Origin of the sequence: Pseudomonas fluorescens (genome assembly GCF_003732425.1) — a bacterium.
GTDB lineage: Bacteria > Pseudomonadota > Gammaproteobacteria > Pseudomonadales > Pseudomonadaceae > Aquipseudomonas > Aquipseudomonas fluorescens_BE.
This window is the reverse complement of the sequence record NZ_MOBX01000013.1, coordinates 882,609-899,700: the sequence shown is the minus strand read 5'-3', so window position 1 is coordinate 899,700 and position 17,092 is coordinate 882,609. Positions and strand designations below refer to the sequence as shown.

Genomic DNA, 17,092 nt, shown 5'->3' with positions numbered 1-17,092 from the left:
TTGGCGGAAAACGTCGGTGGCGGGCTGACCCGCCGACCGGTGTGCCCGGATAGTAAGGGGGAATTCGCGGGCGTGTAAACGGGAGATTTGCAGGCCACACTTCAGCGCATCAGGTGAAAGCCCAGCCCGGCGAGGGCGCAAACGATCAACACGCTGATCACGCCGCGCTTGAAAACGAATAGCGCGAGTGCCGCCGCCACCGCCAGCATCAACGAAAACACATCCAGCGCCCCGGCAAAACCGTTTGGCCAGAACACGTGATAAGCGAAAAAACACGCCAGATTCAGAATCACCCCGACCACGGCCGCGGTGATCGCCGTCAGCGGCGCGGTGAACTTCAGTTCGTTGTGCGTCGATTCCACCAACGGCCCGCCGGCGAGAATGAACAGAAACGATGGCAGGAAGGTGAACCAGGTCACCAGCGTTGCTGCCAGCGCGCCGGCGGCAAAGGCATGTTCGGGGCCGAACGCCGGTTGCACGTAGGCACCGACGAAACCGACAAACGCCACCACCATGATCAGCGGCCCCGGGGTGGTTTCGCCGAGTGCGAGGCCGTCGATCATCTGCGTCGGCGTCAACCAGCCGTAATGCCCGACGGCGCCCTGATAGACATAAGGCAGCACCGCGTAGGCGCCGCCAAACGTGAGCAGGGCAGCTTTGGTGAAGAACCAGGCCATTTGCGTGAACGTGCCGTCCCGGCCAAACAGCGCCGCCAATAACGCCATGGGCAAACACCACAGCGCGGCGCCGACCGACAGCAGCCGCAGCAACTTCGTCAGGCTGAAACGGACATGTTCGGGGGCCGGCGTATCGTCGTCGATCAACGCCGGGCCGAAGGATTTCTCGCTGTTGCGCGCACCGCCGTGGCTGAACCGCTGCGGCGCGAATCGTCCGCCCAGATAGCCGATCAGCGCAGCCCCGAGGACGATCAAGGGGAAGGGCACGTTGAAGGCGAAAATCGCCACGAACGACGCCCCGGCAATCGCCCACAGCCAGGCATTCTTCAATGCGCGTGAGCCGATGCGATGCGCGGCGTGCAACACAATCGCGGTGATCGCCGGTTTGATCCCGTAAAACACCCCGGCCACCGCCGGCACATCACCGAAAGCGACGTACAGCCACGACAAGCCAATCAGAATGAACAACGACGGCAGCACAAACAGCGCGCCGGCGATAACACCGCCCCAAGTGCGATGCAGCAGCCAGCCGATGTACGTCGCCAATTGCTGAGCCTCGGGGCCAGGCAGCAACATGCAGTAGTTGAGCGCGTGCAGAAAACGCTTTTCAGAGATCCAGCGCCGGCGCTCGACCAGTTCCTGATGCATGATCGCGATCTGCCCGGCCGGGCCGCCGAAACCGATGCAGCCGAGTTTCAGCCAAAAGCGCCACGCCTGGCGCAGGGTGACGGGGTCGGGGCGGGGCAGGTTGTTTGGCTCGGTGCTCAAGCGAGACTCCGGAGTTGAATCCTGACGGAGCGGCTATCTAAGCAGATTTTTGTTTAGGCGTGGTGTCAGGCATGCGCCAGACTTCAGCGCAGCGCCGCATTCCGATCGCTCTCCCGCGCCTCGACCCAATGCGCAGCGTGCGCCGTGGTCTCGTGCTTCCAGAACGGTGCGCGGGTCTTGAGTTCGACGGGAATCGCGCTTATTCGGCTGGAACCTCAACCCCAAACAGCCTCCGCGCCTCGGCAAAACACTTCTCGGCAATCGCCGAACGCGGTTCAGTCTTGCGCATCACCAGGCCCAACGGCGCGAGCACGCTGGCATCCGGCAATTGCATGAACGACAGGTGCTCAATCGGTTCTTCCAGCCCACTGTCCAGCGGCATGATCGCGCAACAGAAGCCCTGGTGAATCGCCTGCAACAGCTGATAGGTCGAATCGCTTTCCATGATCGGCTGCGGACTGAGCCCACGGCTGCGGAAGCTCAAGTCGATGGATTTGCGGTAATGCATGCCGGCGGTGATCATCCCCAGCGGCAGTTCGGCGGCGTCTTCCCAGCTCATTTGAGAACCTTCGAACTGGAAGTGGCGGTTGTCGTAGAGCAGGCCGACACGGGTTTCGCCAATCTCGAAAAACTCGAAATAGCTCGGGTTGACGTGATCCAGATAGCACACGCCCAAGTCGAGCTGATTGTTGCCCAGCCCGGCGATGATCTCGTCGGAACTGAGCGACGACAGACTGAATTTCAGCTCTGGATACCTCCCCGACAAACCCTGAATGTAATTGACCGGGTTGAAGCTGCTCAGCGGCACCAGGCCCAACCGCAAGCTACCCACCAGTTGCCCGCGACACGCTGCTGCTTCAGCGAACAAACCGTCATGGGCTGCGAGCAAGGTGCGCGCCCAGGCCAGCACGCGCTCGCCGGCCTGGGTGAAGCCTTCAAAACGCTGGCCACGGTTGACCAGCACCAGATCCAGCTCGTCTTCCAGATTGCGCAGGCGCATCGACAACGTCGGTTGAGTGATGTGGCAGCGGGCGGCGGCCTGGCCGAAGTGGCGGGTTTCGTCCAGCGCGATCAGGAACTTGAGTTGTTTGATGTCCACGAAGGCACCTGCTCGATGGGGAATTTTTGAATGAGTCTTGACGCAGATGCGCGAGGCGCACGAAAAGCGCAGGGTGCGACGATCTCATCTGAATGGAAATTCGTCCAATCGGAAGTGCTCAAGGGACTATCGCTCAGCTCTATCAAGCCCGGTTTTACTGGCGTTTAGCGAGGTGAAAAACACCGATAGAGCCGGTCGATAATACGGTTGGCCAGAGTGATTAGACAGTCCTCATAAGTGGCACTTAGGCTGCTCGCCAATGTTGATTGACTGCTGCCGGAGAACTGCCATGAGCGCCAAAGCCGATGCCCTGTTTGTCCCCCTGAATATTGCCGTGCTGACGGTCAGCGATACGCGCGATTACGCCAGCGATACGTCCGGCCAGTTGCTGGTCAGTCGGTTGCTGGAAGCCGGGCACACGCTGAGCGCGCGCAACCTGCTCAAGGACGATCTGTACAAGATCCGCGCTCAGGTAGCGAACTGGATCGCCGACGAAGGCATTCAGGTGGTGCTGATCACCGGCGGCACGGGTTTCACCGGTCGCGACAGCACGCCGGAAGCGGTGGCCTGCTTGTTCGATAAGCAGATTGACGGGTTTGGTGAACTGTTCCGGGCGATTTCGATTCTGGATATCGGCACGTCCACCGTGCAAAGCCGTGCGCTGGCCGGGCTGTCGAACGGTACGCTGGTTTGCTGCCTGCCGGGCTCGACCGGCGCTTGCCGCACGGCGTGGGAAGGCATTCTGGCCGAGCAACTGGACAACCGTCATCGCCCGTGCAACTTCGTCCCGCACCTGAAAGCCGTGCAAGCCTGCGGACCACGCGGATGAGCAAGGCACCGTTGATGCCAGTCGAAGACGCCCTCGACCAATTGCTCGGCATGGCCAATGAGCAACGCTTGGCCGACAGCGAACTGCTGGCGCTCGACGAGGCGCGTGGGCGGGTGCTGGCCAGTGATCTGGTGGCGACACTCGACCTGCCGCCGTGGCCGAACAGCGCCATGGACGGTTACGCGCTCAATCTCGCCGATCTGCACCGACAGCCGCTGAAGGTCTCGCAAAAGGTCTACGCCGGGCTGGCGCCGGACACGTTGCTGCCCGGCACCTGCGCACGGATTTTCACCGGCGCACCGCTGCCGCCCGGCGCCACCTGCGTCGAGATGCAGGAGAACGTCGAAGTGCTGGAGGACGGCCGCGTGCGCTTCTTGCAGCCACTGAAAGCGGGGCAGAACATTCGCGCACAAGGTCAGGAAAATCGCGTTGGCGATATCCTGTTGTGTGCCGGCAAACGCCTGGGGCCGTTCGAACTGGCGGTCGCCGCCGGGCAAGGGTTGGCGCATTTGCACGTGGTGCGTCGCCCGCGTGTGGCGTTGCTGTCGACCGGTGACGAACTGGTCGAGCCGGGCCAGCCGCTGCGCCCCGGCAGCATCTACAACAGCAACCGCGTGTTGCTCGGCCACTGGTTGCGTGAGCTGGGCTGCGAAGTGATCGACGCCGGAATCCTCCCGGATCGCCCGGCGCAGACCCGGCTCAAGCTTGAGCAACTGCAAGTGCGCGCTGATCTGATTCTGACTACGGGCGGGGTGTCTGCCGGTGATGCCGATTGCCTCGGGCAGGTGCTGCGCGAAAGCGGCAAACCGCTGTTGTGGAAACTGGCGATCAAGCCTGGCAAACCACTGACCGTGGGCCATTTCGGCACGGTGCCGGTGATTGGTTTGCCGGGTAATCCGACTTCGGCACTGGTGACCTTCGGCCTGCTGGCGCGGCCGTATTTACTGCGCATACAAGGCGTGGCAGCGGTCACGCCGCTGAGCTTCACAGTCAACGCAGGCTTCGATTGGCACAAGGCCGGCAGCCGACGTGAATATCTGCGTGTGAAGCTGGAAGCAGGGCGTGCGGTGCTTTATCCGAATCAAAGCTCCGGCGTTCTGCTCGGCGCGACCTGGGCCGATGGCCTGGTGGAAATCCCGGAGAACAGCACCCACAACCTCGGCGACCCGCTGCGCTTTATCCCCTTCAACGAACTCTTCTGACCTCACCACCAATCAAACTGTGGGAGCGAGCCTGCTCGCGAAGGCCGTGGCCCAGTCAACATCTGCGTTGGCTGGTCAACCGCTATCGCGAGCAGGCTCACTCCTACAGTGGTTTTGTGGTGCTCAACAATATCCGCGGTGTACGCAAAAACTGTGGGAGTGAGCCTGCTCGCGAAGGCGGAGTGTCAGTCAACATCGATGTTGGCTGATACGGCCCCTTCGCGAGCAGGCTCGCTCCCACAATGGCTTTATGGCGCTCATCAATATCCGTGTGTGAATGCAAAACCTGTAGGAGTGAGCCTGCTCGCGATGACGGAGGGTCAGTCGACGAAGATGTTGACTGGGCCGGCGCCATCGCGAGCAGGCTCACTCCTACAATGGTTTTGTGGTGCTCAACAATATCCGCGGTGTACGCAAAAACTGTGGGAGCGAGCTTGCTCGCGAAGGCGGAGTGTCAGTCAACATTGATTTTGGCTGACACGGCCCCTTCGCGAGCAGGCTCGCTCCCACAATGGCTTTATGGCGCTCATCAATATCCGGGTGTGAATGCAAAACCTGTAGGAGTGAGCCTGCTCGCGATGACGGAGGGTTAGTCGACGAAGATGTTGACTGGGCCGGCGCCATCGCGAGCAGGCTCGCTCCTACAATGGTTTTGTGGTGCTCAACAATATCCGCGGTGTACACAAAACCTGTGGGAGCGAGCTTGCTCGCGAATGCGAAGTGTCAGTCAACATTGATTTTGGCTGATACGGCCCCTTCGCGAGCAGGCTCGCTCCCACAATGGCTTTATGGCGCTCATCAATATCCGGGTGTGAATGCAAAACCTGTAGGAGTGAGCCTGCTCGCGATGACGGAGGGTCAGTCGACGAAGATGTTGACTGGGCCGGCGCCATCGCGAGCAGGCTCACTCCTACAGTGGTTTTGTGGTGCTCAACAATATCCGCGGTGTACGCAAAAACTGTGGGAGCGAGCCTGCTCGCGAAGGCGGAGTGTCAGTCAACATCGATGTTGGCTGATACGGCCTCTTCGCGAGCAGGCTCGCTCCCACAGGGTTTTGAGGTGTCTGGAGAGCTAAGGATCAGCTCAGGACATAGTCCACAGGCTTCAGCGCCGGCGGCACTTCGGCGCCGAGTTCGCTGAGGATGTCGCGTTCGATGGTGCGCACCAGCGCATCGGTTGCCAAGTCGTTCTCGTCGCGGCCAAACGGGTCTTCCAGTTCATCGGCAATCGCATCCAGACCAAAGAACGTGTAGCTGACAATCGCCGTGAACAACGGTGTCAGCCAGCCCAGCGGTTCGGCCATTGCGAACGGCAGCAGGATGCAGAACAGATAAATCGTTCGGTGCAGCAACAGAGTGTAAGGAAACGGCAGTGGCGTGTTTTTGATCCGCTCGCACACCGCTTGCGCCTGGGTCAGGCTGGTCAAATGGTTGGCCAGCAGCATGTAGCGCCACTCTGTCAGTTCACCGTTCTGATGCAGATCGGAACACTGCTGGCCAACCGTCTGCAAAATGCGTCCGCTGTAATCCGGTGTCTGCGGATCGGGTTTCGGCATGATCCATTGGCTACTGGCGTCCGCTTCGCTTTCTTTACGCAACCGCGCGTTCAACGCATGAGCAAAACCACAAAGATTGAGCAGCAACGGCTTGCGCTGAGCCGACTCACGAATCACATGGGTTTCGCGAATCACCGAGCGAATGTGCACGATCACCTCGCCCCAGGCCTTGCGCGCCTCGTACCAACGGTCATAACAGGCGTTGTTGCGAAAACTCATAAAGATCGACAGCGACAAACCGAGCAAGGTAAACGGCGTGGCATTGACCTTGGTGAAGTTGCTCGGATGGAGGATTTCCACCAGCACGATGGCCGAAGCCAGCAGAGTGACCATCAACGTGCGCAGGGCGATGCGCTTGGCGATCGAACCCTTGAGGGTGAAGAGGATGGCGAACTGATTGACCTTGGGTCTGATGATCATGCTGTGCGGTTCCGATAACCCTTGGAAGGGGCGGTCTAGCCGCCTGTCATGTTCATGAAGCGCACGACTTGAACATCGTCGTTCACTTCGAAGTTATGCCGATACGGCTTGAGCTTCATCGCCTCGACAATGGCTTTCTCCAGCCGCTGCGGTTGCCCCGGATGGGCACGCAGCACTGCTTTTAGATCCACCGCATGCTCGTTACCCAGACACAGTAGCAGGCGACCCTCGACGGTGAGGCGTACGCGATTGCAGGTGCCGCAAAAGTTGTGGCTGTGCGGCGAAATAAAGCCCAGGCGAATCTCCGGCGCCTCCGCCAGCCGCCAGTAGCGCGACGGGCCTTGAGTCGACTCGGCCGAGTCAATCAAGGTGTAGCGTTCGGCAATCTTTTCCCGCACCTGGGCGCTGGAGAAAAACGACTCGGCGCGGCTGTGTTCGCTGATGATCCCCAGCGGCATTTCCTCGATGAAGGAGACGTCGAGCTGGCGGTCGATGGCGAAGCTGACCAGATCGTTGATCTCCTCATCGTTGCGGCCCTGCATCACCACCACGTTGAGTTTAGTGCGGGTAAAACCGGCCTTGCGCGCGGCATCGATGCCGTTGATCACCTGCGCCAGATCGCCGGTGCGGGTCATCTGTTTGAAGCGCTGCGCATCGAGGCTGTCGAGGCTGATGTTCAGACGTTTGACCCCGGCGTCGAACAGCGGCGCCGCGAGTTTGCCCAGTTGCGAGCCGTTGGTGGTCATGCACAACTCGCGCAGGCCGGGCAGGGCGGCGATTTGCTCGCAGAGCTTGACGACGCCCGGACGAATCAGCGGCTCGCCCCCGGTGAGGCGAATCTTGCGCGTGCCGAGCGCCACGAAGCTCTGCGCCAGTTGATAAATCTCTTCCAGGGTCAGCACTTGCTGACGCGGCAGAAACTGCATGTCTTCGGCCATGCAATAGACGCAGCGAAAGTCGCAGCGGTCGGTGACCGACATGCGCAGATAGTCGACGCGGCGGTTGTAACCATCGATCAAGACACGCTCTGACATGACAGCCTCGCAGGAATGAAAACCCCGGTTGAAGGGGGGCGGTGCAGGTTATGGCTAACTTTCAGTGCCGTCCAATCACTGTTAATGAACAGCTGATTGATCCCGTCGATGATGTACTTTTTTCGCCGAAGGTTTATTCGTCAGTTAAGCGAGGTCTTGTAAAGAAAGTAATTTTCTCCGCAGGGCAGGAGGGAGATTTATTGGGCGCCAAACATTGCGGTCCAGTAGATCCCCGCGCTGCTTTTCGGGTCGGTCGCGTAAGCGGCGCCGAGTTCCTGGTATTGCGGGTTCATCAGGTTGGCGCAGTGGCCGGGACTGGCGAGCCAGCCTTCGACGACTTTGTGCACGGTGTCTTGCCCGGCGGCGATGTTTTCGCCGACCTGTTGGCCGCTGTAACCGGCGAGTTCCGCGCGATCGCCCGGGGTGCGGCCGTCGCGGTCCTTGTGGTCGAAGTAATTGTTGTTGGCCATGTCGCGGCTGTGATCCTGCGCGATCGTGCCCAGCGTCGCGTTCCAGGCCAGCGGTGCGGCAGCGGCGAACGCCTGACCGCCACACTGACGCGCCTGACTGCGGGCGACGTTGAGTTCGCTCAGCAACTTCTGCCCCTCACTTTGCGCGTCCCCCAGCTTGGCCGACAGCAGCGGCCGCGCCAATACAATGCGCCAGTCGCGGTCATCGCGGCTGACCCCGACATCGACAAACTGCGGATCGAGCACCACCTGACAGAAACTTTCCTGAATCGCCTTCATCGCCGACGCTGCATCGCGCGGGCCGTTGAGCGTGATCGCCTGCACATTGACCATCGGATAACTGGCGCTGGCCATGGCTTGTTGCAGATCGACAGCTCCGGTGGCGCGTAATCGCAGCCGTGGATCAGCCGACAGCGGTGGCAATTCATTCGATGCCTGCGAACCGCAACGCTGCGGCTGGCTGCGGTAGCTGTTGATCGACTCGATCAGTTGCAACTCATCGGCGGCGAGGGCCGGGATGGCAAACATAACGCCCACGGACAACGCGGCAAGACGCAAAACAGATGGCATGAAGCGCATGGAAATCTCCCTTGAGCTGAGTGCGCCCATGATGCGCGAAAGGCCCCCGGTGAGTGCAATGTCTTTTTTCTTCATTCAGCGGTTTTTCTGCGCAACTTTGCCGCTGGATTTGCCGTCTACACTCACCGAAGACCCCGCAAACCGGGTGTCTCCCTGACGTAATACCTTGCCCGCATCGGGCGCTGCCGGAAGAACAGACATGGGATTGAAAGGCTGGGCGGGTTGTCTCGTATTCACCCTGTTGGCAGGCGCTGCATGGGCCACCGATCAGGCCCCGATCAAAGCGCAGGCTGAAGAAAAAGCCCAAGTGCTGGAAGAGAAAGCGGCAGACAAAGTCAGCGCCGCCCCGGCCCCGAAAGCCGAGGCCATCACCCCGACCGAAGTGCAAGCGGTCGACCCCGCCGGTGCCGCGCCGCTGGACGATCCGATCACTTGTCTGGCGCGCAGTATCTACTGGGAAGCCAAAGGCAAAGACACGCCGGAAATGGAAGCCGTGGCTAGCGTGGTGATGAATCGCCTCGGTCACGAAGGGTTTCCCGACACGGTGTGCGCTGTCGTCAAACAAGGTTCGGAAACCAAGAGTTGTCAGTTTTCCTGGTGGTGCGACGGGCGTCCGGATCAGGTCAAGGAAGATGCCGAATACACGCTGGCCAAGGATATCGCTCGCAAAGCGCTGAACCGCCAGCTCAAGGATCGCACCAATGGCGCGTTGTATTTCCATGACCGCAATGTGCATCCGAGCTGGGCCAAGGAGTACCGCAAGACCGCCGAAACGAAGAAATTTCTCTTCTACAAACCTGCCGGTGGCGACGCGCGTTAAGCGCAGACTTGCCGCACACACTCGCGCAACCAGCGATGCGCCGGGTCGGCGTCCATGCGCGGATGCCAGAGCATCGATACGCTGATGTCCGGCATCGCGAAGGGCAGGGCGAAACTGTGCAGGCCCGTGCGCAGTTTGCTCGTATGACGCTGCGGGACAGTGGCGATCAGGTCTGATTCACGCACCAGCGTCAGCGCCGCCGAGAATCCACCGAACGAGGTGACGATGTCTCGTGTCAGCCCTAGCGCGAGTAACGCTTCGTCTACCGGGCCACTGCTGCGCCCGCGTCGTGAAATGAGAATGTGCTCGCCGCCGGCAAAACGCTTGCTGGTGATTTTTCCCGAACTCAGTGGATGCCCCTCACGCACCACACCGATCCATTGATCCTGGAACAGGATGCGGCTGTGCAACGTCGGGTCGGTGCTGTCATCGACCACACCCGTTTCCAGATCGACGCGGCCTTCGCGCAGCGGCGTGCTGTCCTTGTCGGCTTTCTGCACAAAACGCAGACGCACGTCGGGCGCCTCTTCGGCGATGCGCGCGAGCAGGGCGGCGGCGAAGGTTTCAACAAAGCCGTCGGTGTTGCGCAGAGTGAAGGTGCGTTGCAAGCGGCGCGGGTCGAGCACTTCGGCAGGGCGCAAAACCGCCTCGGCTTCCTGCACCAGATGACTGACCCGTTCGCGCAATTCCAGTGCGCGCGTCGTTGGTACCAGGCCACGCCCCGCGCGCACCAGCAGCGGATCCCCGGTGGTTTCGCGCAGACGGGCGAGGGCGCGACTCATGGCCGACGGGCTCAACCGCAGGCATTTGGCGGCACGGGCGACGCTGCCTTCACGCAGCAATACGTCGAGGGTGATCAGCAGGTTCAGATCCGGAGTGGTCATGACATGGCGTTCCGTGCAGGTATTGAGTGCAAAGCATGCGTCTTGCGCCGTGTGTTGTCGAGGCTCAGGCTATGCCCGATCACCTTTGTACTGCGAGCCTGCCATGCCCCAAGAACCTCTGAGCACTCCCGCCCGCTGGGCGCTGACCAGTCTGGCCTTGTCGATGTTGATGCCGTCGCTGGACACCAGCATCGCCAACGCGGGGCTGCCGATTCTGGCGACGGCGTTCGAGGCGATGTTTCAACAGGTGCAATGGATCGTGCTCGCTTACCTGCTGGCAATCACCACTTTGATCGTCAGTGTCGGGCGTCTGGGCGATGGCTTCGGTCGGCGTCGATTGCTGTTGATCGGGATTGGCATTTTCACCAGCGCCTCGTTGGCCTGCGCGCTGGCGCCGGGACTTGGCTGGCTGATCGGCGCACGGGCGGTGCAAGGCGTCGGCGCGGCGATCATGTTCGCTTTGACGGTGGCGTTGGTCGCCGACGCGGTGCCGAAGACGCGGGCGGGCAGTGCGATGGGCTTGCTGGCAACGATGTCAGCCACCGGCACCACCCTCGGACCGTCGCTGGGTGGGCTGTTGATGGCGCATGTCGGCTGGCAGGCGATTTTTCTCCTCAACGTGCCGCTGGGCTTGCTCAATGCTTGGCTGGTGTACCGCTTTCTGCCGGCGGATCGGGCAGCAGGGGCGCGCATAGCGTTCGATTATGTTGGCAGCGCGGTGCTGGTCTTCACGCTGGGGGCCTATGCGTTGGCAATGACGGTTGAAGGTTTCTCGTGGCCATTGCTGCTGGCCAGCCTGTGCGGTGTCGGGTTGTTCGTCGTGGTCGAGATGAAGGCCAGGGCGCCGCTGATTCGCTTGTCACTGTTCAGCGATCCGCGACTGAGCAGCAGTCTGGCGCTGACGCTGTTGGTGACCACCGTGATGATGACCACGCTGGTGGTCGGGCCGTTTTACCTGAGCCGTGGGTTAGGCCTCAGCAGTACTGTGGTCGGTTTGGCGTTATCGGTGGGGCCTTTGTTGTCTGCGTTTGGTGGCGTGCCGGCCGGGCGTCTGGTGGACCGCTTTGGCGCGCGGCGGATCGTGCCGGGCGCGTTGTTCGCCATGGCCTGCGGTTGCGGTTTGTTGGCACTGTTGCCGATGCGTTTGGGGTTGCCGGGGTATTTGCTGCCGATAACCTTGGTTGCCCTCGGTTATGCGCTGTTTCAGGCGGCCAACAACACCGGATTGATGGCAGGTGTTCGTCAGGAGCAGCGCGGGGTGGTCTCGGCGATGCTCGGGCTGGCGCGCAACCTCGGCTTGATCACCGGGGCGGCGGTGATGGGCGCAGTGTTTGCGTTGGCGGCGGGCGATCCGACGCAGGCGCCGGCAACATCGATTGCCAGCGGCTTGCACATCACTTTCGGCGTCGCGGTGGCATTGATGGCTATGGCTTTGATCATAAGCCGAGCGCAGTTCAACTGTAGGAGTGAGCCTGCTCGCGAAGAGGCCGGCACAGGTAGCATCTCCGGTGACTGACACTCTGCTTTCGCGAGCAGGCTCGCTCCCACAGGGGGCGGGTTGATCAGTAGATCTTCGGCCGAACCGAGATCGAATGTGGGAGTGAGCCTGCTCGCGAAGAGGCCGGCACAGGTAACATCTCCGGTGACTGACACTCCGCTTTCGCGAGCAGGCTCGCTCCCACAGGGGAAAAGTGGTGATGTTCAGTCTCGAGGTTGACGCGCGGGGAAAAAGAGTTCGAAGCAGGTGATGCCATCGGCACTGCTGGCGCTATAACGGCCCTGATGCAACTGCATGATGGTCGCGACGATCGACAAACCCAAACCATTGGATTGCGCCGAGCGCTCACGGGACTGATCAACACGATAAAAACGTTCGAACAGCCGCGCCAGATGCTCAGGGGCAATGGTTTCGCCGTGATTGCGTACCCGCAGATAGGCGCCGTCGATCTCGGCAATCGCTTCCACCTGCACCGTCGAATCCGCTGTGCCGTACTTAATCGCATTGGCGCACAAATTGGCCAGTGCGCGGCGTAGCAGCATCGGTTCGGCCCAGATCACACCGCTGCCGCGTGCCTCGATGCAAACCCCGACATCCGCCGCGAGGCCTTCAAAGTAATCGGCAATGCGCTGCATTTCATCTGCCGCGTCCAGCTCCTGCCGCTGGCTCAGGGCACTGGCCGGATCGGTGCGGGCAAGAAACAGCATGTTGTCGAGCATGCGCGTCAGGCGCTCCAGCTCTTCGACATTGGAGGCGAGCAGTTGCTGGTAGGCCTCGATGCTGCGGTTCTGCTGCAGCGCAACCTGGGTTTCGCCGAGCAGGTTGTTGATCGGCGTGCGCAACTCATGGGCCATGTCGGTGGATACCTGGCTCAACTGCGCAAAACCCTTGGCGAGTCGATCGAGCATGGCGTTGAACGCTTCGATCATCGGTTGCAATTCCCGTGGGGCTCCGTGACTGGCGAGGCGTTCGCCAAGGTTGCCGACACCAATGCCATGCGCGTGTTTCGCCAGTCGCCGCAACGGCAGCAAACCGCGATACACCAGCAAACAGCCCACCACCGCCAGTAACAACGCCGCCAGCGAGGCGAGGCCATAGACACTCAAACGGTAATTGGCGAGCATCGCTGTGCGCTCGCTCATGAGGCGCCCGGTGGTGACTTGCAAATTGCCCAGTTCACCGGAATCAATACTCGCCGCCACCGCCGAAAACGGCACACCGTCGACACTTGGCAAATGCTGCACATCCTTGAGCGTCATCGCATGATCGACGGGGACTGCTGGCAACGTCGGCGTGCTCAGATTGCCCGGATTGACCACCAGCAACGGCGGCTGCCCCGGCGCACCAATGGTCAGCAGCGCTTCGCGATTGCCGAGCATGTTCTGGAACAGCGCCGGTTTGTTCTTGATCAATTCGAGGGTGTTGCTGTCGTTGAGGAAAGTGCGCAACTGGTCGACGCGGCTGACCAGCGAGATGTCGTCGCGGCGAATCAGTTGCGCTTCGAGTTCGCCATACAGCGCTGCGCCAAGACCGGCCAGCGAGGCGAACGCGAGCAGGGCGAAGACCAGCGCCAGGCGCAGGGTTAACGAATACGGCCGAGGGCTGCTCATGGTTGCGTATCGAAGCGATAGCCGATACCGCGCACGCTGTGGATCAGCTTGAGCTGGAACGGGTCATCGATCTTCGCCCGCAAACGGCGCACGGCGACATCAACCACATTAGTGTCGCTGTCGAAATTCATGTCCCAGACCCGCGAAGCGATCAGCGAACGCGCCAGCACCTGCCCGGTATGGGTGGCGAACAACTGCAGCAACGCGAACTCCTTGTTGGTCAGGGTGATGCGCACCCCGGCGCGGGTCACGCGGCGTTTGAGCACATCGATCTGCAGGTCGGCGACCTGCAATTGTTCGTCTTCATGAATCGGTCCGCGCCGGGTCAGGGTGCGCAGGCGCGCCACCAGTTCGGCGAAGGAAAACGGCTTGATCAGGTAATCGTCGGCACCCAGTTCGAGACCTTTGACGCGGTCAGCGATATCGTCGCGGGCGGTGAGAAACAGCACCGGTGTGTCGGCTTCCTTGCGCAGCCGGCGCAGGACTTCCCAGCCATCCATTTTCGGCATCATCACATCGAGCACGATCACATCGAAACTGTGTTCCAGCGCCAAGTGCAGCCCGTCGGCGCCGTCGCGGGCGAGGCTGACGCTGTAACCCAGTTCCTGCAAACCGTTGAGCAGGTAATTGCCGGCCTTGGGTTCGTCTTCGACAACCAGAATATTCATCGATCAGTCTCAATGGTCATTGATGCAGCCGCTGCCTTGTACCTGATAGTCCAGCACATGTTCGCGGCCCTGATGGTCGAGGTATTTCAATTGCGCCGGGACCACGCCACACGCTTGTGAAATATCGGTGCTGGACAGGACTTTGTCGACATCCAGATTGACGTAGAAACCGGATTTGTCATGGATCACGGAAGTGTCGGGCATGTTCGCGGCGAACGCGCTGCCGGTGGCGAGGAGGGCGGTGAAGGCGAGCAGGAGGCTTTTCATGGTCAGTCACTCAGTGGTCAAGGTTGATCGGCATTGGCGCCGGGACAACTTCAGGCTACCGAGCGATCCGCACGGCAAACCGACAGCTGAATGACAAAGTTGTAATGAAAGTGATTGCGAATCTCCCTGTAGGAGCTGCCGAAGGCTGCGATCTTTTGATCTTGCTTCTAAACGTCAAAGTCAAAAGATCGCAGCCTTCGGCAGCTCCTACAGGGGATTTGTGGTGGTCGGTCAGCTCGCGTGGGTATTGAGGATGCTCGCCACCTGCTGCGGCTGGCAGTTCAGGTACGGCGACGACTTCAGCCAGCGCTGATCCGGGTACCACGAAAACATGAACTGGCCGTTCTTCAGACGATCAATCACCTGTTTGGCAATCTGCGGCCGCACTGCCGGGCAGCCCTGGCTGCGGCCGATGCGTCCCTGTTTCTTGCTCCACAACGGATTCACATAACTGGCGGCGTGAATGACGATGGCGCGATCGCGGGCCATGTCATTGAAGCCCGGCTCAAGACCGTCCATGCGCAGCGAATAACCGTGGGTGCCGCTATAGCTTTCCTGGGTGCGGAACAGGCCAAGGCTGGATTGATAACTGCCTTCGACATTGGAAAACTGCGTGGCGAAGTTTTCCCCGGAATTCGAACCATGGGCGACCAGATCGCGCAGCACCAATTTCTGTTTGCTGAGGTCGAAGATCCACAGGCGGCGTTCGGTGGACGGTTGCGAATAGTCGATGATCGCCAGGTGGCGCGACGGTTTCGCACCGTTGTTGACCGCGCACTGCATGGCGCTCAACGCACCTTTCAGCGCTTGGGGATTGAGTTCTGGCGCGGCGTGCGCGAGGCTGGTGAAGAGAACCGGCGAGGGTTTGCCGGCGGCAAAAACGGGACTGGTCACGACGAGAGCGGTGGCAGTCAACAGAAGTCGGCGCAAAAACGTCAACATTTATAAAGTGTCCTCACTTGCTACTTATTTGGCACTTTGGCTCTTGACTCCCAGTCGTTACCCGCAAGCCCACAGATCGAGCCTGACTGTTCAGCGCACCTGATGTAAGGTTGGCCATCATCTAGACGGCCATGGATTGGAGTAAAGCAGTTGTTCAAAAAGTACGCATGCTACTTGAGCATTTGTTTGCTCGCTGCGCCGTTTGTCGCTTGTGCCGATGAGCCGTTGCCGCCGCTGGAGACATTGCCAACGCCACCGGCAGAAATGCCGGTAGAACCGCAAAGTCCGTTGCAGGCGGTTTTGATCAGCCTGGCGCAGTCGTGTCCGGCGATTGCCGCGCGTCTCAACGGCCCGGCGCTGACGCAATTGCAGGCGTTCTACCAGCAGCAGGACTGGATGCCGGTGTGGGCCAGCGAATCGGCACGATTGCCGGCTTTGCAGGCGCAATTGCAGCTGTTGGCCGACGATGGCCTCAATCCTAAACGCTATCCGATCGCGACCACCGTGCCCCAGGATGGCGAGTTGTGCGCGGACATCGATATCAGTCGCAACTACCTCCAGGCCCTGCAGGATTTGCACTACGGTCGCCTGTTGCAATCGCACTTCGAACCGCTGTGGCGCGCTGACGATCTCCCGCGCGACCGTCAGGCGGAATTGTTGGCCATCGCCGTACCGGGCATGCACGACATTCCCGCCGCGTTTGATCTGGCCCGTCCGCGCCTGGCGCAATATCAGGACCTGCGCCAGCTCTACGCGGCGCAACGGCTCAAAGCCCTGCCGCAGTGGCAGTCGGTGGGCAGCGGGCCGCTGTTGCGCCCGGCCATGGAAGACAAACGCGTGCCGGAACTGGCCCAGCGTTTGTACAGCGAAGGCTATCTGACCGACGCCATCGGGACTCTCGGGAATGCTTATGACGGCGTGCTGGTCGACGCCGTGAAGAGTTTCCAGGCCAACCATTCGCTGCAGGCTGACGGCGTGGTCGGGCCGGGAACGATTGCCGAACTCAACATCAGTCCGCTGAGCCGCCGTGAGCAACTGCGGGTCAACCTCGAACGTTTCCGCTGGATGGCCCAGGACATGGAGCCCAATGTCTTGCTGGTCAACGTCGCCGCTGCTGAACTGACGCTGTATCAGGGCGGTGTGGCGGTGTGGCAGACGCGTACTCAGGTGGGCCGCGCCGCACGCCAGACGCCGCTGCTGAAATCCCGGGTGACGCGCCTGACCCTGAACCCGACCTGGACCGTGCCACCGACCATCTGGAAGGAAGACAAACTCCCGGAAATCCGCAAGGACCAGACCTTCCTCAGCCGGCAGAACCTGCAAGTGCTCGACGCCAACGGGCAGCCGCTGGCGGCGGCGGACATCGATTGGGACAACCCCGGCAACATCATGCTGCGCCAGGACGCCGGGCCGCGTAATCCGCTGGGGCAAATGGTCATCCGCTTCCCCAACCCGTTCTCGGTGTACCTGCACGACACGCCAAGCAAGGCGCTGTTCGAGAAAGGCCCGCGCGCCTTCAGTTCCGGCTGCGTGCGGGTCGAGCACCCGATGCAACTGCGTGATCTGCTGCTCACGCCGGCGGAAAAGGCCCGCACCGAAACCCTGCTGGCCACCGGCACCACCCACGAATTTCGTCTGTCGGCGCCGGTGCCGATCCTGATGACTTACTGGACGGCACAGGTCGACAGCAGTGGCCGTGTGCGTTACGCGCCGGACATCTACAGCCGCGACAGCGCCTTGCTCGCCGGGCTTGATCGGGCGCATTGAGCA

15 protein-coding genes and 1 pseudogene are annotated in these 17,092 nt (G+C 61.0%); 5 read left to right on the top strand and 11 right to left on the bottom strand.

Annotated features, from left to right (window positions below; genetic code table 11):
- Window positions 1-101: 101 nt before the first annotated feature.
- From chrA to BK670_RS14400, 3 genes and pseudogenes are all read right to left on the bottom strand, one after another.
- Entirely contained in the window at window positions 102-1,445 is a 1,344-nt protein-coding gene (gene chrA, locus BK670_RS14410) for a chromate efflux transporter (protein ID WP_123450494.1), read from the bottom strand.
- 83 nt (window positions 1,446-1,528) lie between these two features.
- Window positions 1,529-1,627 (bottom strand): annotated as a pseudogene (locus tag BK670_RS29950) (molybdenum cofactor biosynthesis protein MoaE); the annotation flags it as partial.
- 17 nt (window positions 1,628-1,644) lie between these two features.
- Window positions 1,645-2,544: a LysR family transcriptional regulator gene (locus BK670_RS14400; RefSeq protein WP_123450492.1), complete on the bottom strand. Its 900-nt coding sequence runs from the start codon at window positions 2,542-2,544 to the stop codon at window positions 1,645-1,647.
- Between the two features lie 289 nt (window positions 2,545-2,833).
- On the opposite strand from BK670_RS14400, the gene moaB reads away from it, so the two are divergent.
- Both moaB and BK670_RS14390 read left to right on the top strand, forming a co-directional pair.
- A complete protein-coding gene (moaB, locus tag BK670_RS14395; protein ID WP_123450490.1) occupies window positions 2,834-3,373 on the top strand; it encodes a molybdenum cofactor biosynthesis protein B in 540 nt (179 codons plus the stop codon).
- Window positions 3,370-4,575 (top strand): molybdopterin molybdotransferase MoeA, encoded by a 1,206-nt coding sequence (locus BK670_RS14390; protein WP_123450488.1) that lies wholly within the window; start codon window positions 3,370-3,372, stop codon window positions 4,573-4,575. Before moaB ends, BK670_RS14390 begins: the two co-directional genes overlap by 4 nt.
- 1,078 nt (window positions 4,576-5,653) lie before the next feature.
- On the opposite strand, the gene BK670_RS14365 is transcribed toward BK670_RS14390, so the two are convergent.
- The 3 genes from BK670_RS14365 to BK670_RS14355 all read right to left on the bottom strand — a co-directional run bounded on the left by BK670_RS14365 (window position 5,654) and on the right by BK670_RS14355 (window position 8,633).
- Complete coding sequence (locus BK670_RS14365; protein ID WP_123450482.1) at window positions 5,654-6,550, bottom strand: bestrophin family protein; 897 nt, start codon at window positions 6,548-6,550, stop codon at window positions 5,654-5,656.
- 35 nt (window positions 6,551-6,585) lie between these two features.
- Window positions 6,586-7,584 carry a GTP 3',8-cyclase MoaA gene (gene moaA / locus BK670_RS14360; RefSeq protein WP_123450480.1) on the bottom strand — a complete coding sequence of 333 codons (999 nt, stop codon included), beginning with the start codon at window positions 7,582-7,584 and terminating at the stop codon, window positions 6,586-6,588.
- 197 nt (window positions 7,585-7,781) lie between these two features.
- Window positions 7,782-8,633 carry a CAP domain-containing protein gene (locus BK670_RS14355; protein WP_123450478.1) on the bottom strand — a complete coding sequence of 284 codons (852 nt, stop codon included), beginning with the start codon at window positions 8,631-8,633 and terminating at the stop codon, window positions 7,782-7,784.
- 199 nt (window positions 8,634-8,832) lie between these two features.
- Here BK670_RS14355 and BK670_RS14350 point away from each other — a divergent pair, with 199 nt between their 5' ends.
- Window positions 8,833-9,453 (top strand): cell wall hydrolase, encoded by a 621-nt coding sequence (locus BK670_RS14350; RefSeq protein ID WP_123450476.1) that lies wholly within the window; start codon window positions 8,833-8,835, stop codon window positions 9,451-9,453.
- Here the strand turns inward: BK670_RS14350 and BK670_RS14345 are convergent.
- The gene (locus tag BK670_RS14345; protein WP_123450474.1) at window positions 9,450-10,337 is read right to left on the bottom strand and encodes a LysR family transcriptional regulator; all 888 of its coding nucleotides are present in this window, start codon (window positions 10,335-10,337) and stop codon (window positions 9,450-9,452) included. The genes BK670_RS14350 and BK670_RS14345 overlap by 4 nt on opposite strands.
- Window positions 10,338-10,440: 103 nt before the next feature.
- On the opposite strand from BK670_RS14345, the gene BK670_RS14340 reads away from it, so the two are divergent.
- Window positions 10,441-11,853 (top strand): MFS transporter, encoded by a 1,413-nt coding sequence (locus BK670_RS14340; RefSeq protein ID WP_123450472.1) that lies wholly within the window; start codon window positions 10,441-10,443, stop codon window positions 11,851-11,853.
- A 185-nt stretch (window positions 11,854-12,038) separates the two neighbouring features.
- On the opposite strand, the gene BK670_RS14330 is transcribed toward BK670_RS14340, so the two are convergent.
- From BK670_RS14330 to BK670_RS14310, 4 genes are all read right to left on the bottom strand, one after another.
- A complete protein-coding gene (locus BK670_RS14330) occupies window positions 12,039-13,445 on the bottom strand; it encodes a heavy metal sensor histidine kinase (RefSeq protein WP_123450470.1) in 1,407 nt (468 codons plus the stop codon).
- Window positions 13,442-14,113 carry a heavy metal response regulator transcription factor gene (locus tag BK670_RS14325; RefSeq protein WP_016985270.1) on the bottom strand — a complete coding sequence of 224 codons (672 nt, stop codon included), beginning with the start codon at window positions 14,111-14,113 and terminating at the stop codon, window positions 13,442-13,444. The genes BK670_RS14330 and BK670_RS14325 overlap by 4 nt, the downstream gene beginning before the upstream one ends.
- A gap of 9 nt (window positions 14,114-14,122) precedes the next feature.
- Window positions 14,123-14,380, bottom strand: coding sequence for a DUF2790 domain-containing protein (locus BK670_RS14320; RefSeq protein WP_123450468.1), 258 nt, complete (start codon window positions 14,378-14,380; stop codon window positions 14,123-14,125).
- A 231-nt stretch (window positions 14,381-14,611) separates the two neighbouring features.
- Window positions 14,612-15,322, bottom strand: coding sequence for a murein L,D-transpeptidase catalytic domain family protein (locus BK670_RS14310; protein ID WP_123450466.1), 711 nt, complete (start codon window positions 15,320-15,322; stop codon window positions 14,612-14,614).
- 150 nt (window positions 15,323-15,472) lie between these two features.
- Between BK670_RS14310 and BK670_RS14305 the strand changes: the two genes are divergently transcribed.
- On the top strand, window positions 15,473-17,089 hold the full coding sequence (locus BK670_RS14305) for a L,D-transpeptidase family protein (RefSeq protein ID WP_123450464.1): 1,617 nt from the start codon (window positions 15,473-15,475) through the stop codon (window positions 17,087-17,089).
- Window positions 17,090-17,092 lie beyond the last annotated feature (3 nt).

Coding starts and splice junctions, on each gene's coding strand:
- moaB (WP_123450490.1), top strand. CDS start 2,834: ATGAGCGCCAAAGCCGATGCCCTGTTTGTCCCCCTGAATATTGCCGTG.
- BK670_RS14390 (WP_123450488.1), top strand. CDS start 3,370: ATGAGCAAGGCACCGTTGATGCCAGTCGAAGACGCCCTCGACCAATTG.
- BK670_RS14365 (WP_123450482.1), bottom strand. CDS start 6,550: ATGATCATCAGACCCAAGGTCAATCAGTTCGCCATCCTCTTCACCCTC.
- moaA (WP_123450480.1), bottom strand. CDS start 7,584: ATGTCAGAGCGTGTCTTGATCGATGGTTACAACCGCCGCGTCGACTAT.
- BK670_RS14355 (WP_123450478.1), bottom strand. CDS start 8,633: ATGCGCTTCATGCCATCTGTTTTGCGTCTTGCCGCGTTGTCCGTGGGC.
- BK670_RS14350 (WP_123450476.1), top strand. CDS start 8,833: ATGGGATTGAAAGGCTGGGCGGGTTGTCTCGTATTCACCCTGTTGGCA.
- BK670_RS14345 (WP_123450474.1), bottom strand. CDS start 10,337: ATGACCACTCCGGATCTGAACCTGCTGATCACCCTCGACGTATTGCTG.
- BK670_RS14340 (WP_123450472.1), top strand. CDS start 10,441: ATGCCCCAAGAACCTCTGAGCACTCCCGCCCGCTGGGCGCTGACCAGT.
- BK670_RS14330 (WP_123450470.1), bottom strand. CDS start 13,445: ATGAGCAGCCCTCGGCCGTATTCGTTAACCCTGCGCCTGGCGCTGGTC.
- BK670_RS14325 (WP_016985270.1), bottom strand. CDS start 14,113: ATGAATATTCTGGTTGTCGAAGACGAACCCAAGGCCGGCAATTACCTG.
- BK670_RS14320 (WP_123450468.1), bottom strand. CDS start 14,380: ATGAAAAGCCTCCTGCTCGCCTTCACCGCCCTCCTCGCCACCGGCAGC.
- BK670_RS14310 (WP_123450466.1), bottom strand. CDS start 15,322: ATGTTGACGTTTTTGCGCCGACTTCTGTTGACTGCCACCGCTCTCGTC.